Genomic DNA, 24953 nt, shown 5'->3' on the forward strand with positions numbered 1-24953 from the left:
ATGCACCGCGGCAAACCCGCAAACGGCGGGGCCGCGACACCTCGACGTCCGGAAGGCCGGGCGGGAGCCGAGCGACGGGGTCCCGGTATCCGGAGTGCCGCGCGCCCCGCTCCACCCGGCAGCGGCGCGAAGCTCAGTCCTTCCAGTGCCCGGGGCGCCTCAACGCCGGCGGGATCCTGGTCGCCGCATCCCCCTCAGCCGCATCGAGCTGTGCCTGCGTGAGGAACAGGCAACCGGTGAGGTCCGCGCCACCGAGATCGGCGCCCCGGAAGTCCGCCCCGATGACATCCGCCGTCCGTAGATCAGCGCCCGAGAGATCAGCGGCGATGAGATACGCCCCTCTGAGACTGGCACCCCGCAGCCGTGCCCCACGCAACCGCGCACCGATCAGATCGGCACCGCGGTGATTCTTCTTCCGCCCGGGCACCTCGGCACGCACCAGCTCGCTCGCCCGCAGCAGCAGGCCGTTGACCTGCTGCCGGATCACCGCCACATCGGCCCCGGCGATCTCCTCCGCACTGCCACGGGTGAGCCCGTCGAGATCGTTGAACGCCCGGCGCAACTCCCCCCGCACCGTCCGGACCTGCGGCCACGCCAACGCCTCGGCCAGATAACGCAGCAATTCATGGAGTTGCCGCATGACGGGGAACACCTCGAACATCCCGCGAGCCGTCCCAGGGCTCTCCCGCCAGCTCCGCCCCGCGAACGTGACCTGCGAAACCTTCTGCCCCGCGCCGAAGCAGTCGAAGGACGTACACCCGGAAAAGCCACGCTCCCGAAGCTGTGGATGGATCCCGCAGCGAAAATCGCCCCGCAGATTGCCGCACGGGGTGCCCGCCGCCTTGTCGACCGCGAAGTCGGACGAGGTCTCGAACGGCAGGGCCACGCAGCACAATCCGAAACACCTCGCGCAGTCCGACCGCAGGTCGGCGGCGTCCGAGCCCAGCACCGGCAGTTCACGCTCCACGGACACCGTCCGCCATCTCCCACCATGCGAAGGCGCCGCCGATCGCCACGCCGAGGAAGGGGCCATTGTTGCCGGGGAGGTGTGTTTCACGCTTCTCCATTTCCTGGGGCCCTCCCCCTCCCCCACCGCCACCGCCTCAAGCACAGGGTCGCGTAAACAGCACAACGGGAAACCGCAGCCGCTCACAACACGCAACCCGCGCGGGGCAGGAGTTGATAACGATCGGCCGCCCGCACAACCCCAGACCACACGTGCCCCAGTCCACGCCCGCCGTAAGGCACCGCTCTATCCGACGGCCTCCGGCCCCGACCAGCACCTCAGCCCCCGGAGGCGGCACTCCGCACCCCGCGCCCTCTCTCCCCCGTGACCGGACGCCGCCTCCTCCTCCCTCCTCAGCCCTCCTCGATCACCCCATCGCTCAGCTCAAGCACCCGATCCGCCAGCCCGACGAGGTGCGGGTCATGGGTGGCGACCAGCGCCGTGACGCCCTCGCTGCGCACCACGGCGCGCAGCAGTTCCATGACCTCTCGCCCGGTTTCGGCATCCAGTTGTCCGGTGGGTTCGTCCGCGATGAGGAGAGACGGCCGGTTGGCGAGCGCCCGGGCGATGGCGACGCGCTGCTGCTGCCCGCCGGAGAGTTCGCCGGGGCGCTGCCGCATGTGATCGGCGAGCCCGACGAGCGACAGCAGCAACTCCACCCGCTCCTCCCGCTCCCGCGACGGCATACGGCGCAGGCGCAGCGGAACCCCGACGTTCTCTGCCGCGCTGAGGATCGGTATCAGCCCGAACGTCTGGAAGACGAAACCGATCCGATCACGCCGCATCTCCAGCAGCCCGCTCTCATCCAGGTCGGCCAAGGCCGTCCCGTCCACGGTGACCTGCCCCGAGTCCGGGGTATCGAGCCCGCCGACGAGATTGAGGAGCGTCGTCTTCCCCGAGCCTGACCGGCCGCGCAGCGCGACGAGTTCACCCCGCGGCACTTCGCAGGACACCCCGCGCAGCGCATGCACCGCTCCCGCGCCCCGCCCGTAGCTTCGGTGCAGATCCCGCACGACGACCATGGGCCGCTCCGACGTCCCGACCGCAGTTCTCGCTCCGCCGGCCGTCACCGCCCCGCGAACTCGCCCCGTACCGCCACGTCGTCGTACGACCCCCTTGCGGAACTCCCCTCCGCCGCCTTGCTCCCCGCCACCGCGCCCGACCACCATGCCCACTCCCCCGTCCCCGCCACGCACTTCCCACTCGTACGCACTCAGCCCTGCACCGACCCGGCCTTCTCACCGGCCCTCCGGCGTCCGCCCACCCAACCCGGCGGCCGACCGCGGCTCACGCCGCGCGATGGCACCCACCGACGGCGTCAGTATGCGTAGGGCCCGATCGGCCGGGCAACGCCTGTGGACAACTCACGTAACAACCCGGACCAGGCGCCGGACAGCCCGGCCGGAGCAGCACACCCGCCATCCCAGGCCCGGAACGGCCCCCGCCGCCCTGCGCCCGCGCCCTCCTACCCTTGACCCTGACACCGTGTGAGGCCGTGCACTGAGGGGCGTCATGTTCACCATCGGAGACTTCGCCCGGCACGGCCGTGTGTCCGTCCGCATGCTGCGCCATTACGACGCGCTCGGACTGTTGCGCCCCGCCCGTATCGACCCCGTCAACGGCTACCGCCTCTACGAGGCAGCCCAACTCGCCCGGCTCAACCGCGTTCTCGCCCTGAAGGACCTCGGCTTCACGCTCCAGCAGGTCCAGAAGATCCTCGATGAGGCCGTGGGAACCGAGCAGTTGCGCGGAATGCTCCGGCTACGACAGGCAGAGCTGGAAGCGGCCCAGGCGGCGGCAACGGCGCGACTGGAACGCGTCGGCGCGAGGCTCCGTTGGATCGAGAACGAAGGACAGATGAGCACCGACGAGGTAGTGGTCAAGCGCATTCCACCGGTACGTGTCGCCGAACTCAGCGCCACGGCCGACAATTTCGCGCCGGAAGTCATCGGCCCGGTAGTGGGCCCACTCTTCGACGAACTGTGCCACCGCCTCGACCGTGCGGGCGTTGCACCGGCCGGCCCGTCGATCGCGTACTACGAAGCGGCCCCCGGGGCCGGAGAGGCGGTGCTGGTACACGCCGCGATCCTCGTCACTGCCGCACCCGATGCCCCGCACGGGCTGACCATCGTGGATCTGCCCGCGGTCGAGAGCGCCGCCACCATCGTGCACCGCGGCTCCATGGACACCGTCCTCCCCACCGCCCAGACCCTGGCCCGCTGGATCGACGCCAACGGCTACCACTCCGCCGGATACGCCCGCGAGCTCTACCTCTCCTGCCCCGACGACCCCGACCAGTGGGTGACCGAACTACAAGAACCCCTCACCCTGCGCTAACAGCGAACGCCCCCTGGCCACCAACCAACATCAGGTCACCACCCACCGAACCCGGCACGGCACAGTCACCACGGCACAGTCACGCAGTCACGTCGCGCAGTCACATCACACAGCGACAGTGACGCAGTCGCAGTCGCAGTCGCAGTCGCAGTCGCAGTCGCAGTGACAACGACGCAGTAGCGCCAAACCCACATATCGACTCTCCGCCTCTCCCCCACCACCACCGCCCTCCCACCCCGCACACACAAATGCCCGTGGCCGCACCCCCAGGTACAGCCACGGGCATCCATCTCTCAGCGCTGGCCCCGGCCGACCGTCCTCCGGGAACTCCCGCCCCCACACGATCCGGTCAGCACACACCAGCCCCGCAGGTCAACGAATCTCAGTGATCTCCGGTCCGCGCTCCAGGCGCTCCACGCCGCCGCCGAAGCGGGAGCCTTCCGCGGGCTCCTGCTGTACGCCGTCGGGCACCATCTGGGCGTCGTCCGGCAGCTTCAGGACGATCGGGTCACGGGGCGCCATGGGGGCGTCACCGCGGATGACGACGGTGTCCTGGAAGATGTGCTCCAGCACGCTGGCGGCCTCCGGCTGCACCGCGCCCTGACCGGAGATGACACCGCGCAGGAACCACCGCGGGCCGTCGACGCCGACGAACCGCACGACCTGCACACCATTGGTGCCGTCGGGAAGCTGCACGGGGACCTGGGCACGGAGTTCCCAGCCGAGGGGGCCCTCGACCTCGTCGATGACACCGCCCTGCTGAGTGATGCCGGAGGCGATCTCCTCGCGGACCTCGCCCCAGATGCCCTCGTTCTTCGGTGCGGCGAACGCCTGCACCTGCACGGCGCTGTCCTGGAGGACGACGGTCGCGGCGACGATCGCGTCACCCGCGACCTCCACCCGCAGCTCCATGCCGTCGACACCGGGGACGAAGAGCCCGCCCAGGTCGACGCGGCCCTCACCGGGGTCCTTGACCTCCGATACGTCCCAGGGTCCGTCGGGACGGGGCGCGGGCGGAAGGGCGACCTTCTCCTCCGCCGCGTCCGCGTCGGTTTCGCTCACCGCGGTCTCGTCGGCGAGTTCCGTGTCCTCCGCCGGCTCGTGCGCGCTCTCGTTCTTCTTGCGACGTCCGAACACGTCACTGTCCTTCCCGGTCGGCACCGACCGATGCGTATTCATTCCCGCCCGTGGAGCCGCCCACCGCCGCGTGACCGCCGGTGGACCCGAATCCCCCCTCGGCCCGCGCCGAGCCGGGAAGTTCCGCCACCTCGTGGAAGCGCACCTTCTCGACCTGCTGGACGACCAATTGGGCGATCCGGTCGAACCTCTCGAACCGCACGCTCTCGCGCGGATCCAGATTGACCACGATCACCTTGATCTCTCCACGGTACCCGGCATCGACCGTCCCAGGGGCATTCACCAGCGCCAGCCCGCACCGGGCGGCGAGGCCGGACCGGGGATGCACGAAGGCGGCGTACCCGTCGGGCAGCGCGAGGGAGATACCGGTGGGCAGGACGGCCCGCTCCCCCGGGGCGAGATCGGCCGCCTCGGTGGTCACCAGGTCAAGGCCCGCGTCACCAGGGTGCCCGTACGAAGGGACGGGGACCTCCGGGTCGAGACGGCGCAGCAGCACATCCACCGGGTTGCGTCGGTCACTCACGGGTTCACCTCGAAGGCGCGGGCGCGCCTGATCTGGTCCGGGTCCTCCATGACGGCCCGGATCTCGTCACTGCGGCCGTTGTCGATGAAGTGGTCGACCTTGACCTCGATGAAAACGGCGTCGGCCCGTACGGCGACGGGCCCGTCGGGGCCGCCTATCCGGCCGACGGCGGTGGAGTAGATCTTGCGGCCGTGTACGGCGGTGACGCGGGCGTCCAGGTGCAGGACGGTGCCCAGGGGGACGGGGCGCAGGAAGTCGGTCTCCAGGCGGCCGGTCACCGCGATCACGCGCAGCAGCCAGTTCAGCGAGCCCAGGGTCTCGTCGAGCGCGGTGGCCAGTACGCCGCCGTGGGCCAGGCCGGGGGCGCCCTGGTGGGCGTCCTTGACGGTGAATTCGGCGCGGACGCTCACGTCGTCACCGGCGCGGGCCGCCAGGTGGAGGCCGTGCTGCTGCGCTTCGCCGCAGCCGAAACACTGGCCGTAATGGGCGCCTAGGAGTTCGCCGGGGGCCGGCGCGTCGGGGTGCCGGACCGGGGCGACGGCGCCCTCGGGGGGCGTCAGTCGCGTCCTGGGTTCGTCAGTTCCACTCACGAGTGCAGACCCTACCCGCGCGCGCCGAGGGCCTGCGCCGCCGTGCCAAGCTTGTGCCATGCAGTCGTACGAAGAACGTCTCACGGCGCCCCGTTCCTGGTGGCTCATCGCCGTGCTGGTCGGTGTGGCCTGTGGCCTGATGCTGCTCCCCGTGGGGACGCTGCCGATGCTCGGCGGGCTGATCGGCGGGGCCGCGCTGTCGGCCGTGGTCGTGAGCGCCTACGGGTCGGTGCGGATCCGGGTGGTCGGGGACGCATTGATCGCCGGGGACGCGAAGATCCCGGTGGCGGCGCTGGGTGAGGCGCAGGTACTGGACGCCGAGGAGGCGCTGGCCTGGCGGATGCACAAGGCCGATGCCCGGGCGTTCATGCTGCTGCGCAGCTACATCCGGACCGCGGTGCGGGTGGAGATCACCGATCCCGAGGATCCGACGCCGTACGCGTATCTGTCGACGCGGGATCCGGAGCGTCTGGTGGCGGCGTTGGCGGCCGCGCGCGTCTGAGCCGGTGACGGTGGCCGGGCCCGGGAGCTACGCGGTTTCCTGCGGCCCGGGGACCACGGGTCCGGCGAGCGCCTCCCAGGGCACCTGGCGGGCGCGCAGGTCCTTGCGGAGGGTGTCGGCGAGCCTGCCCGTCTCGCGGCGGTTGAGGAACGCGCCGACGGCGGCGCCGATCATGAACGGCGCGAGGTTGGGCAGATTGCGCAGGGTGCGCTTCATGATCTGCTGGCGCAGTTCGCGTTTCATCTGCCCGCCGAGCGCGAGGTTGAGCGTGGCGGGCCGGGCGACGTCGATGCCGCGCTCCTCGGTCCAGGAGGTCAGGTACGCGAAGGCGCGCTGCCTGGCGGTGCCCTGGGGGCGCAGGCCGTAGACCTCGTGGAGTTCGGCGATGAGCTTGATCTCGATCGAGGCCACCCCGACGACTTCGGCGGCCAGCTCGGTCGGCATGGCCGGCGGTACGGGCAGCATGGCGGCCGCCCCGACACCGGCGCCGACGGCCGCGGTGGCCCTGGTGGCACCCGCGACGAGTTTGTCGGCGAGCTCCTCGGGGGTCAGGCCGGGGAACTGGGTGCGCAGGGCCGCGAGGTCACGGACCGGGATCCGCGGGGCGACGGCGATGAGCCGGTCGGCGAGGGCCGCGAGCTGGGTTCGCACACTGCCGCCGCCGCGTACGGCGCCTTTGCCGAGCGTGGCGGCGAGCGAGGCCACGCGGCCCCGCTCCTGGGATGAGCCGGGTGTCCGCTCCGTGGGGAGGGCGGTGGGGTCGGCGGGCACGGGCGCGTGTTCTCCGCGTGATCGTGCGCCGGCCGCCGGTCCTTTCCCGCCCTTCGGGCCCTTACGGAACGGATTCACGCCTGTCACGGCGCGACCGGTCTCAGGCCGCGCAGTCGCGGCAGATCGGGTTGCCGTTCTTGTCCTCCGCCGCGAGCTGGCTGCGGTGGTGGACAAGGAAGCAGCTCATGCACGTGAACTCGTCCTGCTGCTTGGGCAGGACCCGTACGGCGAGCTCCTCGTTGGACAGGTCGGCGCCGGGAAGTTCCAGGCCCTCGGCCTGCTCGAACTCGTCGACGTCGACGGCCGAGGCGGACTTGTCGTTCCGCCGCGACTTCAGTTCCTCGATGCTGTCCTCGTTGAGGTCGTCATCGGTCTTGCGTGGGGTGTCGTAATCCGTAGCCATGTCGCTCTCCCCCTCTGGGTGTCTGCGGTGTCTCAGCGCTCGTAACGCGTGAGAGGCCGGACTTGTGCCCGACCTGAGGCGGAGATTTTGCCTCACATCAAGGTCTGTTACTCAATCGACACCCAACCGCACCCGGAAGGGGTGATCGGTTTGGATGGCGAACTGGACCGTACACGGTCCGAATGTCGCATCGCGCAGATGCCAACCCGTGTACTTCCCGTGATCAGGGCTCCGGGAAACCCGGATTTTCCCGGCTTTTCGCCAGGCATTTCGATCACGGAGGGTGGAGGGACGGAATGCGACCGCTGTGAGCGATCACACACGGAAAGGGCGGCGGGCGACCTGTCCGAATTCCGCGCAAAGCGAACTCGGCGAAGGATGACCGTCCGGCCCCCGTTCCGTCAAACCACACGTCCCCCTCATGGCGCTGTACGGCCGCTCAGGGGGCGTTCGTACACCTATACGTCCGATGGCGTACGAAACTCTCCGTCCGCGCCGCAGCGGGCCGTACAACGCCGCCTCGCCGCCCCTCCGCTCCGCCGGGGCGGCGACCGCTTCACAGCGGGAGGACCACGCGCATCGTGAGGCCGCCGCCCTCGCGCGGCTCCGCGGTGATGGTGCCGTCATGGGCGCGGGCCACCGAGCGCACGATGGACAGCCCCAGACCGACGCCCTTGTCACTGCCGGTCCGCTCCGTGCGCAGCCGCCGGAACGGCTCGAAGAGGTTCTCCACCTCGTAGGCGGGGACCACCGGGCCCGTATTGGAGACGACCAGCACCGCACAGCCCGGCTGCGGTTCGGTGGTGACCTCCACCCAGCCGCCCTCGGGAACGTTGTAGCGCACGGCGTTCTGCACAAGGTTGAGCGCGATCCGCTCCAGAAGAACGCCATTGCCCTGGACGAACACCTGCCGGCGCACACCGCGGAACTCGACGCCCCTCTCCTGCGCCTCACCGCGGGCCTGATCGACGGCCTGGGAGGCGACCTCGGCGAGGTCGACGGGCTTCTTGTCGACAATCTTGTTCTCACTGCGGGCGAGCAGCAGCAGTCCTTCGACGAGCTGCTCACTGCGTTCGTTGGTGGCCAGCAGCGTCTTGCCCAACTGGGTCAGCTCCGGTGACGCGTCCGGGTCGGCGAGCTGCACCTCCAGAAGGGTGCGGTTGATCGCCAGAGGGGTGCGCAGCTCATGCGAGGCATTGGCGACAAAGCGCCTTTGCGACTCGAAGGCCCGGTCGAGACGGTCCAGCATCTCGTCGAAGGTGTCCGACAGCTCCTTCAGCTCGTCGTCGGGGCCGCCCAGCTCGATCCGGCGGTGCAGGTCCGAGCCGGCCACCCGCTGCGCGGTGCGGGTGATCCGCCCCAGGGGCGACAGCACCCGCCCCGCCATCGCGTACCCGAAGGCGAACGCGACGACCGTCAGGCCCAGCAACGCCAGCAGTGAACGGTTGAGGAGCGTGTTGAGGGCGAAGGCGCGCTGGTGCTGGATGCACTCGCCCACCGCACGGTTGAGCTGATCGACGTCGGCGACGGACGACAGACCGCTGCAGGTGCTGCTGGAGATCCGCAGGCTCTGCGCATCGATGATCTTGAACGGCGGTTGGTTGCCCGCGCCCAGGGCGTCGGCCGCGAGAATGTAGATGATCGTCAGCAGCACGATCCCGGCCATCAGGAACATGCCGCCGTACAGCAGCGTGAGCCGTATCCGGATGGTCGGGCGCAGCCACGGGAAGGGCCGGACGTTGACCGGTTTCGGGTCCCAGGTCGGCTTGGGCGGGGCGGGGGGCGGCGTGGGTGTCGCCTTGGAGAAGGGAGGCATCTTCAGATCCGGTATCCCGAACCGGGGACCGTGACGATCACCGCGGGCTCACCCAGCTTGCGGCGCAGCGTCATGACCGTGACACGGACGACGTTGGTGAACGGATCGGTGTTCTCGTCCCACGCCTTCTCCAGCAGCTGCTCGGCCGAGACCACCGTCCCCTCGCTGCGCATCAGCACCTCCAGGACCGCGAACTCCTTGGGCGCGAGCTGCACCTCCCGGCCGTCCCGGAAGACCTCCCGGCGGTTGGGGTCCAGTTTGATGCCGGCCCGCTCCAGGACGGGCGGCAGCGCGACAGTCGTACGGCGCCCCAGGGCGCGCACCCGCGCGGTCAGCTCGGTGAAGGCGAACGGCTTCGGAAGGTAGTCGTCCGCGCCGATCTCCAGCCCTTCCACCCGGTCGCTGACGTCCCCGGAGGCGGTGAGCATCAGGACACGGGTGGCGATGCCCAGCTCCACGACGCGGCGGCAGACGTCGTCACCGTGCACGAGCGGCAGGTCACGGTCGAGGACCACGACGTCGTAGTCGTTCAGCTCGATCCGCTCCAGGGCTGCCGCGCCGTCGTAGACCACGTCGACGGCCATGGCCTCCCGGCGCAGTCCGGTGGCCACCGCATCGGCGAGCAGTTGCTCGTCCTCGACGACGAGAACACGCACGTCGCAAATCCTTCCGCAAAGCCCCGGGCAGGGCACATCAGTGTCACAGAGCCCTTCCATCCTGCCCCGAAGAGCCATAAACCGGCGGTAAGGGGGTTCGCGGGGCGCGCGGGCCTCGATTCGCCGGATTCGCGGGCGGGTTGAGGTTTCCCTGAGATTGCGTGCGGGGAGGACGACTGCACACCCTCGATCACGCCCCGCCGGGCGTCTCTTGACGACCCTCCGCAGGGATCTTGTCGTGATCGACCCACCCGTCGGCACATCAGTGCCAACCCGGACCCACGACGAGGGGGCGCACCATGGACGCGTTCACCGCAGGCATTCTGCAGCGCATACGGAACACCGAAGCCGTTCTGGACCGGGCTCGCGCGTCGGGCGACGACTACCTCGTCGACGTCGAGCAGGCAGAGCTCGAGGACCTGCAGCGCCTGGCCAGCGAGTACGGGGTGGAGGTCGGCGCGGTCCGCGCCTGACGTCCGCCGCACACCGCCGCGCCCCGGTCACCGCACAGGTGCCGGGGCGCAGTCGTGTCCGCCGTCAGTCGTGCCAGGCGCCCAGTTCCTCCAGCAGCGGCTGCAGCGTGCCGAAGATCTCGGGGGACGCGGCGACGGTCAGCTCGTGGGAGGCGGGTTCGCCGGGGCGGCCGCCGGTGAGCGCCCCGGCCTCGCGGGCGATGAGCGCCCCGGCGGCCAGGTCCCAGGGGTTCAGGCCACGCTCGTAGTAGGCGTCGAGGCGGCCGCACGCCACATCGCACAGGTCGATGGCGGCCGAACCGCCGCGCCGGATGTCCCGGACCTGCGGCACCAGTACACGCACCACCTCGGCCTGCGCGGCGCGGCGCTCGGCGAGGTAACCGAAGCCGGTGCCGACGAGCGCCTGGGAGAACGGGGGCGCGGGCCGGTGGCGCACGCGCTCCCCGTTGAGGAACGCGCCACCCCCCAGGACCGCATGGCAGGTCTCCCCGCGCATCGGGGCGGCCACCACGCCGACGACGGCCTCGCCGTCCTTCTCCGCGGCGATGGACACGGCCCAGGAGGGCAGTCCGTAGAGGTAGTTGACGGTCCCGTCCACGGGGTCGATGACCCAGCGCACCCCGCTGGTACCGGTGACGCTGGCGCCCTCCTCGCCGAGGAACCCGTCGTGCGGCCGGTGCTCGGCGAGGAAGCCGGTGATCAGCTTCTCGGAGGCGATGTCCATCTCGGTGACGACATCGATGGGGCTGGTCTTCGTGGCGGCCACCCCAAGATCGGCGGGGCGGCCGTCGCGGAGCAGCCGGCCGGCCCGGTCGGCGGCCTCCAGGGCCAGCTGGAGAAGTTCGTCGTACAGCGGGTCGGACACGGGGCTCCTTGCTCGGTCGAGCGGTGGGCAGAAGGACGGGTGGCGGCGCCGGCGCGCTTGTGGGGCGGGCCGGAGCGCTCGTGGTGTGCGGTTTCTAGGCCGGGCCGGTCCAGTCGGCGCCGGCGGCGGCCGGGCGGGGTGCGCGGGCGGGGCAGCAGCCGACGGGGCACAGGTCGTGGGAGGCGCCCAGCGCCCCCAGGGCGCAGCGCCGGGGGTCGCGGCCGCGTTCGGTGGCGGCGCGCTCCAGGAGGAGGTCGCGGACGGCTGCGGCGAAGCGCGGGTCGGCCCCGACGGTCGCCGACCGGGTGACGGGCAGGCCCAGCTCCGCGGCCTTGGCCGTGGCCTCGGTGTCGAGGTCGTACTTGACCTCCATGTGGTCGGAGACGAAGCCGATGGGGGCCATCACGACGGCCGGAACACCCTGCCGGTGCTGTTCCTCCAGGTGATCGCAGATGTCCGGTTCCAGCCACGGGATGTGGGGGGCGCCGCTGCGCGACTGGTAGACGAGGCGCCACGGGTGGTCGACACCGGTCTCCTCGCGCACCGCGTCGGCGATCACCCGGGCCACGTCCAGGTGCTGGGCGACGTACGCACCGCCCGCCCCGTCGGTGGTGTGGTCGGCCGGAGTGCCCGAGGTGTCGGCGGCGGCGGTGGGGATGGAGTGGGTGGTGAACGCCAGGTGCGCGCCGTCGCGGACCTCCTCGGGAAGCTCCGCGAGGGAGGCGAGCACACCGTCGACCATCGGGCGGACGAACCCGGGGTGGTTGAAGTAGTGCCGGAGCTTGTCGACCTGCGGGACGGCCAGCCCTTCGTCCTTCAGGGTGGCCAGCGCGTCGGCGAGGTTCTCGCGGTACTGACGGCAGCCCGAGTACGAGGCGTACGCGCTGGTGGCGAGGACGGCGATCCGGCGGTGACCGTCGCGCACCATGGCGCGCAGGGTGTCCGTCAGATAGGGCGCCCAGTTGCGGTTGCCCCAGTAGACGGGCAGGTCCAGGCCCTGGTCGGCGAAGTCCTTGCGCAGTGCGTCCAGCAGGTGCCGGTTCTGGGCGTTGATGGGGCTGACGCCGCCGAACAGGAAGTAGTGCTGCCCGACCTCCTTGAGGCGCTCGCGGGGGATGCCGCGGCCGCGGGTGACGTTCTCCAGGAACGGGACGACGTCATCGGGGCCTTCGGGCCCGCCGAAGGAGAGCAGCAGCAGGGCGTCGTAAGGACGGGGATCGCACTGTTCGGGCATGTCTCGATCCTCCCACTCCTCACCGTTGCGTGACGGGCAGCCCCCGGCGACCCGTGTGCGGCACGGGGCGCCGCTCTCCATAGGGCCACGGGGCGCGGTCTCTCCTGGGAGGGGCCGTCATAGGGCGGCCTGGGGTGGTGCGCGATGACAGTCACTTGCCCTGGGCGCGCGGGAAACGGGCGCACGGGGCGGGCGAAAGGGCCGAAATGCGGAGGCGAGCTCCCCTGGGGCCCCGTAAGCTGTATCGGCCACAGACATCCCTTACCGATCTTCGGTCCTCACCCGGCGGAGCACCCTCGTTGCCCAGTCCCTACCGCGCCATCTTCGGCCCGCCCGGCACCAAATCCTTCTCCGCCGCCGGACTCCTGGGGCGGATGCCGCTGTCGATGCTGGGCATCGGCGTGGTGACCATGGTGTCCCAGCTGACCGGCCGCTACGGCCTCGCCGGGGCGCTGTCGGCGACGCTCGCGCTGTCCGCGGCGCTGCTGGGGCCGCAGATCTCCCGGCTGGTGGACCGTTATGGGCAACGCCGGGTGCTGCGTCCGGCGACGCTGGTGTCGGTGGCCGCAGTAGCCGGTCTGCTGCTGAGCGCGCAGCAGCGCTGGGCGGACTGGACGCTGTTCGCGTTCGCGGCATGCGCGGCGTGTGTGCCGAGCGTCGGCTCGATGGTGCGGGCACGGTGGGCGGCGCTCTACCGCGGTTCACCGCGCCAACTGCACACCGCGTACTCGTGGGAGTCGATCGTCGACGAGTGCTGCTTCATCTTCGGCCCGATCCTGTCGATCGGGCTGTGCACAGCGTGGTTCCCGGAGTCAGGGCCCCTGCTGGCGGCCGTTTTCCTGGTGGCCGGCGTGTTCTGGCTGACGGCACAGCGCGCCACGGAGCCGGTGCCACACCCGCGTATCGAGCACACGTCAGGGTCAGCCCTGAAGTCGCCGGGCCTGCAGGTCCTGGTGGTGACGTTCGTATCGACGGGCGCGATCTTCGGCGCGATCGACGTGGTGACCGTCGCCTTCGCCGAGGCGGACGGCCACAAGGGCGCGGCCAGCCTCGTACTGGCCGTCTACGCGCTGGGCTCCTGCCTGGCGGGCGCCGTGTTCGGACTGCTGCACCTGAAGGGACACCCGTCCCGCCGGTGGGTGGTGGGTGTGTGCGTCATGGCGGTGAGCATGGTGCCGCTGCAACTGGCGGGAACACTGCCGCTGCTGGCCGTCGCCCTGTTCGTCGCCGGACTCTCGGTCGCGCCCACGATGGTGACGACGATGGCACTGGTCGAGGAGCACGTGCCCCGGGAGAAACTGACCGAGGGCATGACGTGGACGAGCACCGGCCTCGCAGTCGGTGTCGCACTCGGCTCATCCGCCGCCGGCTGGGTGGTGGACGCCGCAGGCGCGGGCCGCGGCTACCTCGTACCGTGCGCCGCCGGTCTGCTCGGGACAGTGGTGGCCCTGCTCGGATATCGCCGACTTCGCCCTGCGGCTCCGGTAGCCGGACCTGCTCATGTCGTGCGGCAGGGCGGGGCGACGGACAGTGAGGAGCGGTCCGGTGAGGAGCGAGTGTTGTAGTCGGCGGCGGGGCGGGCGGCGACTGTCGCCTTCATGCGAGGTGACAGTCACCCTCACGTAAGTCGCTTTGTCGATAGCACCGCGCGGCGACCTGCGAGAGACGCGGCATCTATGCAGCGACGAGCCGGCGCTGGGCACCGACGGCCCGCCGATACCAGAGCGGCGCGCCACGTACCTATCGGGCACACAGGTAACCGTCGCGCACCTGCTGGCGAACAGACAGAACGGCCACCCCTCTGGACCATCCCCTACCACCTCCCGAGCCGACAGAGACAGCGACAGCGACAGCGACAGCGACAGCGACAGCAGGCAACGCCCCTCGGCGAGCATTGTCGACATTCCCCTGGGGAACAGTCAGCGGCAATGACGCACCCCGGGAAGTCACTCACAGCGGCACCACCCGGAGTAGACCAGCCGGAGGCTGACGCACTTCCCCAGCCCCCTCCTCCCCGCACAGACCGACGCGCCACGTCGAGTGAAGCGAAGCGCGATGCGAGATCTCCAGGAGGGGGAAATCCACCCCTTTCCATCCCGTGTGATTCTCATCACCTCACCTGAACCGGCCAGTAACGACTGGCATCATGCGCTCAACTTCAGACCGACGGTAGTCCCGTCAGGGGCTGCCCGCGCAGGGAGGGGACGTCACCATGGCAGTCAGCGACGCCGTCGGCGGTTCAGGAGGGCGCGGCAGCGGAGGGGCGTGGCGGAACTGGGCGGGGAACGTCTCCACTCGGCCTGCTCGTAGCGTGGCCCCGGCAAGTACCCAAGAGCTGTCGGCCGCGGTCCGGTCCGCCGCCGAGGACGGACTGACCGTCAAAGCGGTCGGCACCGGTCACTCCTTCACCTCGGTCGCCGCCACCGACGGACTGTTGATACGTCCAGAACGCCTCTGCGGGGTGCGCGGTATCGACCGGGAGGCCGGAACGGTCACGGTGGCGGCCGGCACGCCTCTGCATCAGTTGAACCGCACGCTGGCCGCGCACGGACTGTCGCTGACCAACATGGGCGACATCATGGAGCAGACCGCCTCCGGCGCGACCTCGACCGGTACGCACGGCACCGGTCGGGACTCCGCCTCCCTCGCCGCGCAGGTCACCGCCCTGGAGCTGGTCACCGCCGACGGATCGGTGCTTCGTTGCTCGGCCGGGCAGCATCCGGACGTCTTCGCTGCGGCCCGGCTCGGCCTGGGGGCACTCGGCGTCATCACCGAGTTGACGTTCGCGGTGGAACCGGAGTTCCTGCTGACCGCCCGCGAGGAACCCATGCCGTTCGACGAGGTGACCGACCGGTTCGAGGAGTTGGCCACCGAGAACGAGCACTTCGAGTTCTACTGGTTCCCACACACCGGGAACTGCAGTACGAAGCGCAATAACCGCAGCCCAGGGCCGGTCGCCCCCCTCGGGAAGATCAGCGGCTGGGTCGAGGACGAGTTGCTGTCGAACAGCGTCTTCCAAGCAGCCTGCTCTCTGGGCCGGGCCGTCCCGGCTACCGTCCCGGCCGTCGCCAAACTCGCCAGCCGCGCCCTGTCGGCGCGGACGTACACCGATATCCCGTACAAGGTGTTCACCTCACCGCGCCGGGTGCGGTTCGTGGAGATGGAGTACGCGCTGCCCCGTGCGGCCGCCATGAGTGCGCTGAGTGAGCTGAAAGCGCTCGTGGTCCGGTCGGGCTTCAAGGTGTCCTTCCCTGTGGAGGTGAGGTGTGCGCCGGCTGATGACATCGCTTTGTCGACAGCCTCGGGGCGCGACACCGTCTATCTGGCAGTGCACATGTACCGGGGCACCCCGTACGGCGCGTACTTCTCGGCCGCCGAGCGCATCATGACGGCGCACGGCGGCCGTCCGCACTGGGGCAAGCTGCACACCCGGGACGCGGCGTATCTGTCCGGCGTCTATCCGCGGTTCGGTGAGTTCACCGCGGTACGGGATCGGCTCGACCCGGAGCGGCTGTTCGGCAACGCCTATCTACGGCGGGTGCTGGGCGAATGACAGCACGGCCGTGGCCGGCACCCGGGAGGGGCACCGGCCACGGCCGTGGTGAGTGGATGCTGTCAGGAGGAGTTCGGGTCAGGCTCCTGGGCGGCGCTCTTTCCGCCGGTGTCCTGGTCACCGGTGCCGGTGTCGCCGGTCCCGTTCTTGTCCCCCGACGGTCCCGTCGGCTCGGACGTGGTCGGCTCGGACGACGGGGTGGCGCCGTCGGAGGGCGTAGGCGCGGGGGTGGTAGCGGACGATCCTCCGTCCGCGCCGCCGCCCGCACCTGGTGTGCTCCCGCTGTCAGGCCCCGTGGTGGTGTCCGGAGCGCCCGTGGGGGCGTTGTGGTCCCGCCCCGTGCCGTGGGAGTGATCCGGGGTGGGTGATGCCGGGGCATTGTCGGGAGCGGTGTCGCGGTGGCTGCCGCCGGTGTGGGCGAGGCGGCCGAGGGTGGTGCCGGAGCCGCCACTCGCCGTTTCCCCCATGAGCACCTCGACACCGGTGACCGCCCCCATGGCGAGGACGAAGATGCCGACCGCCCCGAGGGCCGGACGGCGCCAGCCGCGTAGCCGGGTTCCGTACGTGGCGGTGACGGTCTCATCACCGGGGAACGGCGCCGTCTCGGCACCACCGTCGGACTTGTCCTGCGCGGCCGCCGCCCCCAGGGCGACGGTGTGCGCGTCGAGGCGCGGCACCAACTGTGTACGGTCCGTGGCGCCGGGCGGAGGCCCCGTGCGCAAGGCGCGGGTCGCGCCGTCGAGCGGCACACCCGCTCCGGGGCGGCGCAGCAGGCGGGTCGCCGCGTCGTCGCCCCCGGTGGACGTGACGTCCGCCCGGGGCAGCAGCTGAGTGCGGGTGGCGTCCACCGGTGCGGTGGGTTCCCCGGCGAACGCGGTGGCCTCGTGCGGCGCCCCGTCGCGGCCGAGGGACGGCAGCACCGTGGTGGCCGCGGCGTGCGGGCCACTGGTCCGGGTGGCGCCGTGGGGCCGCGGGCGGGTGGCGGCTGTCGCTTCCTTGATCTGCTCGCCGGTGCGCCGGAACAGATGCTGGAAGACCGAGCCACCGGTGGTGGCCACGATGCTGACCACGCCGGCGCCGATGATCGTTCCGTAGACGCCGAGCTGGCCCGCGAGGAAAGCGGCGCAGGCCGCCGCGAGGGCGCTGCCGGCGACCTGGGGCACGCTCAGGTCGATCCGCTTCTCCTTACCCTTCCGGTCGGTTTTGCTTTCTTCGTCCATCTCCAGCCCTTGATCGGCATTTCGATCCGTCTTGCACACCAAAGATACTTTTGTGCGAAGTGAATGGTTCCGGATCTGGCGATTCTGTGAACCTCGCCACCTGTGGGTGTGGTAGAGAGGTCGACAAGGCGACTCAACTCCGTTGTCGCACCGCAACTTCGGCGGCGCGGCGGTGCACTTCAGTGGCCCGAATGGAGTACTGTGGCGAGCCCTGGCCCCGGGATCCCGTCCGGCTGCCCGGACTCACGGGGAGGGGCCCTACAGGTGGCACCCGCCCTGGAGCGCCGCTGCTCGACACGGGTGATCGGTCCCAGGGCAGGCGATTCGGACACCGGCGTTGCGAACAGGTAACCGTCTCGCTTCGGCGTTTACGGGCTCCGGCCCGATCCGCCGGGCAACTCGACAATGTTGTGGCAGGCTGCACCCCGGGCAGGCCACACTCGACCAGCGGAAGCAGCGACGCACGTGACGTCGGCAGGCACCACCCGGGAGGTCCCCATGCCCGAACTGCGTGTCGTGGCCGTCTCCAACGACGGCACACGGCTGGTGCTCAAAGCTGCGGACAGCACCGAGTACACACTGCCGATCGACGAGCGGCTGCGGGCCGCCGTCCGTAACGACCGCGCGCGCCTGGGCCAGATCGAGATCGAGGTCGAGAGCCACCTGCGGCCGCGTGACATCCAGGCGCGGATAAGAGCGGGAGCCTCCGCCGAGGAGGTCGCCCAGCTCGCCGGGATCCCCGTCGAACGTGTCCGCCGCTTCGAGGGACCGGTGCTCGCCGAGCGGGCCTTCATGGCCGAGCGGGCCCGGAAGACGCCGGTGCGGCGCCCCGGGGAGAACGCCGGGCCGCAACTGGGGGAGGCGGTGGCAGAGCGGCTGCTGCTGCGCGGCGCCGACAAGGACAGTGTGCAGTGGGACTCCTGGCGCCGCGACGACGGCACCTGGGAGGTGCTGCTGGTCTACCGCGTCGCCGGTGAGCCGTTCTCCGCCGCCTGGACGTACGACCCGCCCCGGCGACTCGTCCAGGCCGTCGGTGAGGAGGCGCGGGCGCTGATCGGCGAGGCCGACGACACGCCCGAGCCCAGCTTCCCGTTCGTGCCCCGGATCGCGCGGCTGCCGCGCGACCGGCCGCTGGACCGCGCCCTGGACCGGCAGACGCCCGAGCGTGCGGAGCGCGTCGCCCCCGTCGAGGAGGAGACGGCGCCGCAGACCGCCGAGGAGGCCGGCGCCGAGCGGGAGCGGGATTCGCTGACCAGTCTGCTGGAGGCGGTGCCGAGTTTCCGGGGCGACATGGTCGTGCCGGACAGTGTCACGGCGACGCCGGTGGACGAGCCGATGGATGACGAGATCGAGGAGCCGGCCGCGCCGGCGGCGAGTGCGGGGGCCGGGTCCGCGTACGCCGATGTGCTGATGCCGCGGGCGGTCGCCGGGCACCGGGACCGGCTGACCGGAACCACCGACCGGCAGGCGGAGGCCGACGGGGTCCGCCCCGGGCGCCGGGCCGCCGTGCCGAGCTGGGACGAGATCGTCTTCGGTACCCGGCGCAAGAAGCAGGAGTAGCACCGTCGTACCCCACGAGCAGCCCGTCCCGTACCGCGCGGGGCGGGCTGCTCGTCGTGTGGTGGCTCAGCCGGGCTGGGCGCCGGTGGCGACGGGGCGGGAGGAGTCGGCGGTCCAGCCGCTCCACGAGCCGACGTACAGCGCGGCCGGGATGCCCGCGAGGGAGAGGGCCAGCACCTCCTGGGCGCCGGAGACGCCCGAACCGCAGTAGACGCCGACCTCGGCGCCGGGCTCGGCACCCAGTGCCGCGAACCGTTCGGCCAGCGCGGTGGCGGGGCGGAAGGTGTGGTCGTCGGTGACGTTCTCCGTGGTCGGGGCGGAGACGGCGCCGGGGATGTGGCCGCCGACGCGGTCGACGGCCGCGGCCTCGCCCCGGTACCGCTCGGCGGACCGGGCGTCCAGCAGGACGCCGCGGCGGGCCAGGGCCGCCGCCTCGTCCGCCGTCAACTGCGGCAGTCCGCCGGGCTCGGGCGTGAAGTCGCTCTCCTGCGGCCGTGGGATCTCCGTCGTCACCGCGCCGCCGGACGCCGTCCAGGCCGCGAGGCCGCCGTCGAGCACGCGGACGTCGCGGTGTCCGGCCCAGCGCAGCAGCCACCAGGCGCGTGCCGCGGCCCAGCCCTGGCCCGCGTCGTACGTGACGACGGGGCGGTCGGACCGTACGCCGGCGCGGCGCAGGGCGGCGGTGAGGACGGCGAGGTCGGGGAGGGGATGGCGGCCCTCGTCGCCGGGCGGGCCGGCGAGGTCGGCGTCGAGGTCGATGAAGACGGCGCCGGGCAGGTGTCCCGCCTCGTAGTCGGCGCGGCCGTGCGGTCCCTGGAGCTGCCAGCGGACGTCCAGGAGGACGGGCGGGTTGGCACCGGCCGACGCGCTCGCGAGTTCGGTAGCGGTGATGATGTCACTCATGGCACTCATCCTTGCGTAGGGGCGGCTACGTACGGAAGGCGGGCGCGTACCCTCCGTATGGCGGAGGCCGTGCCGCCCGCTCCAGTCACGGTATCGGGGTATCACCGCCGAAAACGGGCGTTCTCCAGGAGGAGGACTCCGGGGGCGGCGCGGCCGGGGGGTGTCACGGGGTGCCTGGTGCGAGCATCTCTGCCCCGGGCCTGGTGCCCGTCCCACGGTGCCCGGCGAGGGTGCGAGGAGTGAGTGACGATGACGACCGAGGCAGTGACCCGGCGGATGACCGGTGCGCCCTGCTGGGTGAGCCTGCTGACGCACCGCCTGGCGGTGGCGCAGGAGTTCTACAGTGCGCTGTTCGGCTGGGAGTTCCGGCCGGGGCCGCAGCATCTGGGGCCGTACTGCCGTGCCGTTCTGGACGGGCGGGAGGTGGCCGGGCTCGGGGAGCCCGTGGCCGACCGGCGGCTGCCTGTCGCCTGGACCACCTATCTGGCCAGCGACGACGCGGACGCGACGGCGGAGCGGATCCGGTACTGCGGCGGAACGGTGGGCGTGGGGCCGCTGGACGCCGACGACGCCGGGCGGATGGCGCTCGCCTGCGATCCGCAGGGCGCGGTCTTCGGCGTGTGGCAGGGCCGCGCGATGACCGGGACCGCGGCGGCCGGGGAGCCGGGCACCCCGGTGTGGAACGAGTTGGTCACCCGCGAGACCCACTCCGCCGGGCCGTTCTACACACAGGTCTTCGGCTACGAGCCGCGGGCGGTGGTCTCGGCGGACTTCGACTATCTGACGCTGTGCCTGAAGGGGCGCCCGGTGGCCGGGCTGCACGGGGTGGGCAACGCGCTGCCGCGTGCGGCGGGCCCGCGGTGGCTGACGTACTTCGCGGTGCCGGACACCGATGCCGCGGCCCGGCGGGTCGAGAGGCTCGGCGGCCAGGTGGTGCGGCCGCCGCGCGACTCGCCCCATGGGCGGCTCGCGACGGTGGCCGACCCCGGGGGCGCTGTTTTCACCGTTGTCCGGCCGGTGTCGGGTGAAGCGGGGGCGAGGGCGTAGGGCGGGTGATCCGGGGCGGTGGGGGCACGGTCTCGGAGCGTCCAGGCCCATGTGCGTGCGGGGGGGGGTGGCCAGGCGGGGCAGGGTCGGACAGCCCCGGCCCGTTGTACGCGGGACGCCGACGCGGGGCGGCCTCGGAGTGCCCAGGCCCCTTGCGTACGCGGGGCGGCGCGGGCTCGGACAGCCCCTTGGTCAGGCGGATTCCCGCAGGCTGCGCGGTCGCGTATCGATCCGGTGCTCCTAGGGATGGGCGAGCGCGGCATCCCGGCAGATCCTCGCCGAGGGCCACCTGCCGGACCTGCGGGCGCTGCGTGGAGGCTGGTCACGAGCGCCGGCCTTCGTCGTTCGGCGGTCCGAGGAAGGCAGCGTCAGCGTGAGGAGGATGACGTCAGCGTGAGGAGGGTGACGTCCTGGTCATCGCAGGGGGCGGCGCCTCGTGCTCCGGTATCCGGGGCGTCAGCGGAACGGGCACATCGCCCGGCTCCTCGCCCTCCGGTGGCTGCTGACACGGCGTTGACTTCCCGTCATCGGGGCGGTTTCCGGCAGCGCGCCGCGCGGGCGCGTCGGACCGCTGTCAGTGGGCGTCGTTAGACTGGATCCGGTTCGTTGTGGTGAGGGAAAGCGCTGGTCGGGGAGGCAGGATGAGCTGGACACAGTGTGCTGAGCCGCGGCCGTTCGCGGCGCGGCGGGTGATCTGCTTCCCGCATGCCGGAGGGTCGCCCTTCTTCTTCCGGAGCTGGAGCAAGGCGCTCTCCGACACCGAGGTGCACGTGGTCTGCTACCCGGGGCGCGCCGAGCGGATCGTGGAGGAGCCCGCCACCGATCTGGCGGCGATGGCCCGCCAGATAGCCGGTGAGCTGGGCGAGTTGCTGCGCGACGGACGGCCCACGGTGCTCTTCGGCCACAGCATGGGGGCGATGGTCGCCTACGAGGTGGCCGTGGCGCTGGAGGAGGCGGGCCGCCCGCCCCGGCGTCTCTTCGCCTCCGGCGCCCGTGCGCCGCAGTTGGTCCGGGCCGATCCCGCCGCAGCAGCCGCCTGGGACGACGCGGCGGTCACCGCGACCCTGGCCGAGCTGGGCGGCACCGACGCCGAACTGCTCGGCAACCCCGCCTTCCTGGAGCTGGTGGTGCCGTACGTCAAGGCGGACTTCCGGATGCTCTCCTTGTACGGTCCGCCGCCCCGGGGGCCGCTGTCGTGCCCGGTGACCGCGCTCGTCGGGGACACGGACCCCCGGGTGACGACCGGAGAGGCCGCCGCCTGGCGGGAGGCGACACGGGGCGCGTTCACGCTGCGGACGCTGTCCGGTGACCACTTCTACCTGGCGCAGTACCCGCCCGCGGAGCTGCTCACGGAGCCGGCGGACGGCTGACCGCTCCGGTGCGCTCGCGGTCCATCCCGGCCAGGGAGAACGCCAGACCAGACGTCCGAAATCGTCCACCGGCTCTGAACAGGCCCACCGATACAGCATGACCTCGCCTCTCCGGAATGATCACCGGCACCGTTCCCGCACTCCCCCGCCGAGGCTCGCGTAGAGCGGTGAAGGGGGCTCCGGAACGACTGGGAACCGGAGCGGAGGTCAGGCGGGATCGACCGGCAGGACGTCCGGGGAAAGGACATCCGCGCGTGCGGTGGCACTGGTCACCCGGCGCAGGTGGTGGCGGCGGCACAGGACCTCGTAGCCGATGTCGCCCTCGTGCTGGTTCACGTCGCCGACGACGACCTGCTCGCCCTCGACGACCATCTCGCCGCCCACGGTGCGGGCGTTGTGGGTGGCGCGCGCCCCGCACCAGCACATCGCCTCGACCTGGAGCGCCTCGATCCGGTCCGCCAGTTCGATCAGCCGCTGGGAGCCGGGGAAGAGACGGGTGCGGAAGTCGGTGGTGATGCCGAACGCGAAGACGTCCAGCCCCAGATCGTCGACGACGCGGGCGAGTTGGTCGATCTGCTCGGGGTGGAGGAACTGCGCCTCGTCCACGATCACGTAGTCGACCTTGCCGCCCTTCGACATCTCCCCGACGAGATGGGCGTAGAGGTCCATGTCCGGCGCCGCCTCGACGGCGTCCGTCACCAGGCCGAGCCGTGAGGAGAGCTTGCCCGCGCCGGCCCGGTCGTCACGGGTGAAGATCACGCCCTGGAGGCCGCGCGCCGAGCGGTTGTGGCCCATCTGGAGCGCCAGGGTGCTCTTCCCGCAATCCATGGTGCCGGAGAAGAAGACCAGTTCGGACATCAGGAGAGGGTGACCTTTCGGACGGGCGGGATGCGGGGGACGCCGCGCGGCCCGGAGCACCGTCCGGCGCCCCGGGGCGGGCGGCCGGTCCGGGGCATGACGGATCGCGGGCCTTTCGGGCTCATGGCGGCAGGACGGGAACGGCGGGGCGGGGCGGCGCGGCGTCAGGCACGGGGCCGGGCACGGACGCGCGGATCAGGTACGGACCTCCAGCAGCGGAACGAGCTGCTCCACCGGGGTCATCGACCCGTGCATGCCGACCATCTTCGACTCACCGGGCTCACGCTCGCTCGCGATGATCACCATGTCGGCGTGGGCCGCGGCGACGACATCGCCGATCCGGCCGCGCACCCGGTCGTCGACGTGCGGCCCGAACCAGCCCGCCGCGATGGCCTCCTCACGGCTCGCCACCCACATCTGCTCACCGACGACCTCCCGCCACACGGCGAGCACATCGTCCGCCGCGCCCGGGTGGGCGTAGACATGGCGGGCGCGGCCCTCGCCGCCCAGCAGACGGACACCGGCGCGCAGTTCCCAGTCCTCGTCGAAGTCGATCCGCGACTCCGGGTCGAAGGGGATGTCGATCATGCCGTGGTCGGCGGTGACGTACAGGGCGCTGCGCGGCGGGAGTTGTTCGGCCAGGCGCTGCGCGAGCCGGTCGACGTACATCAGCTGACCGCGCCAGGCATCGGAGTCCACGCCGTAGCGGTGGCCGTTGCCGTCGACCTCGGCGTAGTACGTGTAGACCAGCGAGCGGTCGCCGGCGGCGAGTTGGGCGGCGGCGAGGTCCATCCGCTCCTCGCCGCTGAGGCGGCCGTGGAAGGTGCCGCCGCTGAGCGCGATCTTGGTCAGCGGGGTCTGCGCGAAGTGCGGCGCGGAGACCTGGCAGGTGTGCACACCTGCCGCGTCGGCGAGCTGGAACACCGTCGGGTACGGCTGCCAGGCGTACGGATCGGTCCACGGCTGCCAGCGGAGCTGGTTCATCAGCGCACCGGAGGACGGGTCCTCGCAGGTGTAGCCGGGCAGACCGTGCGCGCCCGGGGGCAGGCCGGTGCCGACGGAGGCGAGGGAGGTGGCGGTGGTGGAGGGGAAACCGGCGGTGAGCGGGCGGCCGGTGCCGTTGCACGAGGTGTCCAGGAGGGACGTCAGGAACGGCGCCTCGTCCGGGTGGGCGCGCAGCAGCTCCCAGCCGAGGCCGTCGATGAGGAAGACGCAGGCCCGGTCGGCGGGCGCCAGCTCCATCGCCGTCGGCGGGCCGGACACGCCCTGACCTGCGACGACGGCAGGGAGCAGATCGGCGAGCGAGCCGGTGCCGTAACGGGGCAGCGGGGCGGTCAGCGGGTCGAGCGGCTCGGGCTCCGGCCAGGCGGGGGCGGTGTACCCCATCAGCGGGCGCTCGTGGTGGCCGCGGTGGCCTCGGAGAGCGCCTGCGCGAAGGTGAGCGTCTCGCGGACGGAGTCCGGGCCGTCGCCGGCCTCGCTGACCCGCAGCGAGAGATCGTCGGCGGTGGAGGATCCGGTGTAGCCGTGATCCGCCTCGCAGTTGGGGTCGCCGCAGGTGGCGGGCTCCAGGTCGAGACGGGCGACGGCGCCCCAGCCGATGGTGAGCACGACCTCGCGGGGAAGCTGGCCCGGGGTGTACGACTCCGGGTTGGCCACCACCCGGCTGAGCACCACCGAGGAGATCCGGCCCAGCTTCACGGACTCCGTCGAGGTCGTGGCGTACGGGGACGGGGAGGTGGCGTCGGCGGCCTGCTCATCGGTGTGGCTGACGATGAAGCGGGTGCCGGTGAGGACGAGGACGGTCACATGGCGGCGGACCTCGTTGGCGTCGAAGGTCGTCTCCTGGTGCACCAGGTACGCCGCGACCGGCTCACCGCCGACGGCGGCCTGCACCGCCTCGGCCACGAGGGCCGGGTAGTAGCCGCTGCGCTCGATCGCCGCGCGCAGCCCCTGGGTCGTCGTACCGGTCTTAGCCATGTCCTCCATCTTACGGGCCCGCACGGGGGCGGCAGGACGCCCGGGACGGGCCGGTCCGCCCGGTCCCGCGCGGGCGCGCCCGCGCGGGGCGGCCGGTGGGCGAGGGCGGTGCGGCCCGTCCCGGGGCGGACGCGGGGCCGGTCCGCGGGC

The 24953-nt window shown here is 71.6% G+C and carries 24 protein-coding genes; 8 read left to right on the top strand and 16 right to left on the bottom strand.

Features of this window, described 5'->3' with window-relative positions; genetic code table 11:
- Positions 1 to 133: 133 nt before the first annotated feature.
- Together ACGH2B_RS04965 and ACGH2B_RS04970 are read right to left on the bottom strand one after the other, a co-directional pair.
- On the bottom strand, positions 134 to 973 hold the full coding sequence (locus ACGH2B_RS04965; RefSeq protein ID WP_399084662.1) for a pentapeptide repeat-containing protein: 840 nt from the start codon (positions 971 to 973) through the stop codon (positions 134 to 136).
- A 386-nt stretch (positions 974 to 1359) separates the two neighbouring features.
- Positions 1360 to 2028 carry an ABC transporter ATP-binding protein gene (locus ACGH2B_RS04970; RefSeq protein WP_399084665.1) on the bottom strand — a complete coding sequence of 223 codons (669 nt, stop codon included), beginning with the start codon at positions 2026 to 2028 and terminating at the stop codon, positions 1360 to 1362.
- A 490-nt stretch (positions 2029 to 2518) separates the two neighbouring features.
- On the opposite strand from ACGH2B_RS04970, the gene ACGH2B_RS04975 reads away from it, so the two are divergent.
- Positions 2519 to 3343 (top strand): MerR family transcriptional regulator, encoded by an 825-nt coding sequence (locus tag ACGH2B_RS04975; RefSeq protein WP_399084668.1) that lies wholly within the window; start codon positions 2519 to 2521, stop codon positions 3341 to 3343.
- A gap of 372 nt (positions 3344 to 3715) precedes the next feature.
- Here the strand turns inward: ACGH2B_RS04975 and ACGH2B_RS04980 are convergent, their stop codons facing one another.
- The 3 genes from ACGH2B_RS04980 to ACGH2B_RS04990 are packed head-to-tail and all read right to left on the bottom strand — an operon-like array spanning position 3716 to position 5593.
- The gene (locus tag ACGH2B_RS04980; RefSeq protein ID WP_399084671.1) at positions 3716 to 4480 is read right to left on the bottom strand and encodes a DUF3710 domain-containing protein; all 765 of its coding nucleotides are present in this window, start codon (positions 4478 to 4480) and stop codon (positions 3716 to 3718) included.
- Position 4481: 1 nt separating this feature from the next.
- On the bottom strand, positions 4482 to 5003 hold the full coding sequence (gene dut, locus ACGH2B_RS04985; RefSeq protein ID WP_399084674.1) for a dUTP diphosphatase: 522 nt from the start codon (positions 5001 to 5003) through the stop codon (positions 4482 to 4484).
- Positions 5000 to 5593, bottom strand: a complete 594-nt coding sequence (locus ACGH2B_RS04990) for a PaaI family thioesterase (RefSeq protein ID WP_399084677.1) — start codon at positions 5591 to 5593, stop codon at positions 5000 to 5002. Before ACGH2B_RS04990 ends, dut begins: the two co-directional genes overlap by 4 nt.
- Positions 5594 to 5651: 58 nt before the next feature.
- Between ACGH2B_RS04990 and ACGH2B_RS04995 the strand changes: the two genes are divergently transcribed.
- Complete coding sequence (locus ACGH2B_RS04995; protein WP_399084680.1) at positions 5652 to 6095, top strand: DUF3093 domain-containing protein; 444 nt, start codon at positions 5652 to 5654, stop codon at positions 6093 to 6095.
- 27 nt (positions 6096 to 6122) lie between these two features.
- On the opposite strand, the gene ACGH2B_RS05000 is transcribed toward ACGH2B_RS04995, so the two are convergent.
- The 4 genes from ACGH2B_RS05000 to ACGH2B_RS05015 all read right to left on the bottom strand — a co-directional run bounded on the left by ACGH2B_RS05000 (position 6123) and on the right by ACGH2B_RS05015 (position 9741).
- Positions 6123 to 6953, bottom strand: coding sequence for a hypothetical protein (locus tag ACGH2B_RS05000; protein ID WP_399084683.1), 831 nt, complete (start codon positions 6951 to 6953; stop codon positions 6123 to 6125).
- 13 nt (positions 6954 to 6966) lie between these two features.
- Positions 6967 to 7269: a DUF4193 domain-containing protein gene (locus tag ACGH2B_RS05005; RefSeq protein WP_016575747.1), complete on the bottom strand. Its 303-nt coding sequence runs from the start codon at positions 7267 to 7269 to the stop codon at positions 6967 to 6969.
- A 556-nt stretch (positions 7270 to 7825) separates the two neighbouring features.
- A complete protein-coding gene (locus tag ACGH2B_RS05010) occupies positions 7826 to 9085 on the bottom strand; it encodes a sensor histidine kinase (protein ID WP_399084686.1) in 1260 nt (419 codons plus the stop codon).
- Positions 9086 to 9087: 2 nt separating this feature from the next.
- Positions 9088 to 9741 (bottom strand): response regulator transcription factor, encoded by a 654-nt coding sequence (locus tag ACGH2B_RS05015; RefSeq protein WP_030285276.1) that lies wholly within the window; start codon positions 9739 to 9741, stop codon positions 9088 to 9090.
- Between the two features lie 299 nt (positions 9742 to 10040).
- Between ACGH2B_RS05015 and ACGH2B_RS05020 the strand changes: the two genes are divergently transcribed.
- Positions 10041 to 10214 carry a hypothetical protein gene (locus ACGH2B_RS05020; protein ID WP_169750012.1) on the top strand — a complete coding sequence of 58 codons (174 nt, stop codon included), beginning with the start codon at positions 10041 to 10043 and terminating at the stop codon, positions 10212 to 10214.
- 64 nt (positions 10215 to 10278) lie between these two features.
- Here ACGH2B_RS05020 and ACGH2B_RS05025 read toward each other — a convergent pair whose 3' ends face one another.
- A complete protein-coding gene (locus ACGH2B_RS05025) occupies positions 10279 to 11079 on the bottom strand; it encodes an inositol monophosphatase family protein (RefSeq protein WP_399084691.1) in 801 nt (266 codons plus the stop codon).
- 94 nt (positions 11080 to 11173) lie between these two features.
- On the bottom strand, positions 11174 to 12313 hold the full coding sequence (locus ACGH2B_RS05030; protein WP_399084694.1) for a ferrochelatase: 1140 nt from the start codon (positions 12311 to 12313) through the stop codon (positions 11174 to 11176).
- Positions 12314 to 12612: 299 nt separating this feature from the next.
- Between ACGH2B_RS05030 and ACGH2B_RS05035 the strand changes: the two genes are divergently transcribed.
- On the top strand, positions 12613 to 13878 hold the full coding sequence (locus ACGH2B_RS05035) for an MFS transporter (RefSeq protein ID WP_399084697.1): 1266 nt from the start codon (positions 12613 to 12615) through the stop codon (positions 13876 to 13878).
- A gap of 647 nt (positions 13879 to 14525) precedes the next feature.
- Positions 14526 to 15866 carry a D-arabinono-1,4-lactone oxidase gene (locus ACGH2B_RS05040; protein ID WP_399084700.1) on the top strand — a complete coding sequence of 447 codons (1341 nt, stop codon included), beginning with the start codon at positions 14526 to 14528 and terminating at the stop codon, positions 15864 to 15866.
- 62 nt (positions 15867 to 15928) lie between these two features.
- Here ACGH2B_RS05040 and ACGH2B_RS05045 read toward each other — a convergent pair whose 3' ends face one another.
- Positions 15929 to 17086 (bottom strand): hypothetical protein, encoded by a 1158-nt coding sequence (locus tag ACGH2B_RS05045; RefSeq protein WP_399084703.1) that lies wholly within the window; start codon positions 17084 to 17086, stop codon positions 15929 to 15931.
- A gap of 465 nt (positions 17087 to 17551) precedes the next feature.
- Between ACGH2B_RS05045 and sepH the strand changes: the two genes are divergently transcribed.
- Positions 17552 to 18646: a septation protein SepH gene (gene sepH, locus ACGH2B_RS05050; protein WP_399084706.1), complete on the top strand. Its 1095-nt coding sequence runs from the start codon at positions 17552 to 17554 to the stop codon at positions 18644 to 18646.
- Positions 18647 to 18712: 66 nt separating this feature from the next.
- On the opposite strand, the gene ACGH2B_RS05055 is transcribed toward sepH, so the two are convergent.
- Positions 18713 to 19549, bottom strand: coding sequence for a sulfurtransferase (locus ACGH2B_RS05055; RefSeq protein ID WP_399084709.1), 837 nt, complete (start codon positions 19547 to 19549; stop codon positions 18713 to 18715).
- A 249-nt stretch (positions 19550 to 19798) separates the two neighbouring features.
- On the opposite strand from ACGH2B_RS05055, the gene ACGH2B_RS05060 reads away from it, so the two are divergent.
- Together ACGH2B_RS05060 and ACGH2B_RS05065 are read left to right on the top strand one after the other, a co-directional pair.
- Positions 19799 to 20596 (top strand): VOC family protein, encoded by a 798-nt coding sequence (locus ACGH2B_RS05060; RefSeq protein ID WP_399084712.1) that lies wholly within the window; start codon positions 19799 to 19801, stop codon positions 20594 to 20596.
- 641 nt (positions 20597 to 21237) lie between these two features.
- Positions 21238 to 21966, top strand: coding sequence for a thioesterase II family protein (locus tag ACGH2B_RS05065; RefSeq protein ID WP_399084716.1), 729 nt, complete (start codon positions 21238 to 21240; stop codon positions 21964 to 21966).
- A gap of 207 nt (positions 21967 to 22173) precedes the next feature.
- Here ACGH2B_RS05065 and ACGH2B_RS05070 read toward each other — a convergent pair whose 3' ends face one another.
- The 3 genes from ACGH2B_RS05070 to ACGH2B_RS05080 all read right to left on the bottom strand — a co-directional run bounded on the left by ACGH2B_RS05070 (position 22174) and on the right by ACGH2B_RS05080 (position 24803).
- Entirely contained in the window at positions 22174 to 22824 is a 651-nt protein-coding gene (locus ACGH2B_RS05070; RefSeq protein ID WP_399084719.1) for a thymidine kinase, read from the bottom strand.
- A gap of 195 nt (positions 22825 to 23019) precedes the next feature.
- Positions 23020 to 24210 (bottom strand): alkaline phosphatase family protein, encoded by a 1191-nt coding sequence (locus ACGH2B_RS05075; RefSeq protein WP_399084722.1) that lies wholly within the window; start codon positions 24208 to 24210, stop codon positions 23020 to 23022.
- Positions 24210 to 24803 carry a DUF5998 family protein gene (locus tag ACGH2B_RS05080; RefSeq protein ID WP_399084725.1) on the bottom strand — a complete coding sequence of 198 codons (594 nt, stop codon included), beginning with the start codon at positions 24801 to 24803 and terminating at the stop codon, positions 24210 to 24212. Before ACGH2B_RS05080 ends, ACGH2B_RS05075 begins: the two co-directional genes overlap by 1 nt.
- Between the last annotated feature and the right edge of the window lie 150 nt (positions 24804 to 24953).

The organism is Streptomyces sp. BBFR2 (assembly GCF_044497305.1).
In the GTDB taxonomy this organism is placed as follows: Bacteria; Actinomycetota; Actinomycetes; order Streptomycetales; family Streptomycetaceae; genus Streptomyces.

Excerpts from the sequence above, each read along its gene's own strand:
- ACGH2B_RS05075 (WP_399084722.1), bottom strand. The coding sequence starts at position 24,210 with ATGGGGTACACCGCCCCCGCCTGGCCGGAGCCCGAGCCGCTCGACCCG.
- ACGH2B_RS04995 (WP_399084680.1), top strand. The coding sequence starts at position 5,652 with ATGCAGTCGTACGAAGAACGTCTCACGGCGCCCCGTTCCTGGTGGCTC.
- ACGH2B_RS05055 (WP_399084709.1), bottom strand. The coding sequence starts at position 19,549 with ATGAGTGACATCATCACCGCTACCGAACTCGCGAGCGCGTCGGCCGGT.
- ACGH2B_RS04970 (WP_399084665.1), bottom strand. The coding sequence starts at position 2,028 with ATGGTCGTCGTGCGGGATCTGCACCGAAGCTACGGGCGGGGCGCGGGA.
- ACGH2B_RS05040 (WP_399084700.1), top strand. The coding sequence starts at position 14,526 with ATGGCAGTCAGCGACGCCGTCGGCGGTTCAGGAGGGCGCGGCAGCGGA.
- ACGH2B_RS05065 (WP_399084716.1), top strand. The coding sequence starts at position 21,238 with ATGAGCTGGACACAGTGTGCTGAGCCGCGGCCGTTCGCGGCGCGGCGG.
- ACGH2B_RS05010 (WP_399084686.1), bottom strand. The coding sequence starts at position 9,085 with ATGCCTCCCTTCTCCAAGGCGACACCCACGCCGCCCCCCGCCCCGCCC.
- ACGH2B_RS04975 (WP_399084668.1), top strand. The coding sequence starts at position 2,519 with ATGTTCACCATCGGAGACTTCGCCCGGCACGGCCGTGTGTCCGTCCGC.
- ACGH2B_RS05045 (WP_399084703.1), bottom strand. The coding sequence starts at position 17,086 with ATGGACGAAGAAAGCAAAACCGACCGGAAGGGTAAGGAGAAGCGGATC.
- ACGH2B_RS05080 (WP_399084725.1), bottom strand. The coding sequence starts at position 24,803 with ATGGCTAAGACCGGTACGACGACCCAGGGGCTGCGCGCGGCGATCGAG.
- ACGH2B_RS05020 (WP_169750012.1), top strand. The coding sequence starts at position 10,041 with ATGGACGCGTTCACCGCAGGCATTCTGCAGCGCATACGGAACACCGAA.
- ACGH2B_RS05030 (WP_399084694.1), bottom strand. The coding sequence starts at position 12,313 with ATGCCCGAACAGTGCGATCCCCGTCCTTACGACGCCCTGCTGCTGCTC.
- ACGH2B_RS05005 (WP_016575747.1), bottom strand. The coding sequence starts at position 7,269 with ATGGCTACGGATTACGACACCCCACGCAAGACCGATGACGACCTCAAC.
- ACGH2B_RS05070 (WP_399084719.1), bottom strand. The coding sequence starts at position 22,824 with ATGTCCGAACTGGTCTTCTTCTCCGGCACCATGGATTGCGGGAAGAGC.
- ACGH2B_RS05060 (WP_399084712.1), top strand. The coding sequence starts at position 19,799 with ATGACGACCGAGGCAGTGACCCGGCGGATGACCGGTGCGCCCTGCTGG.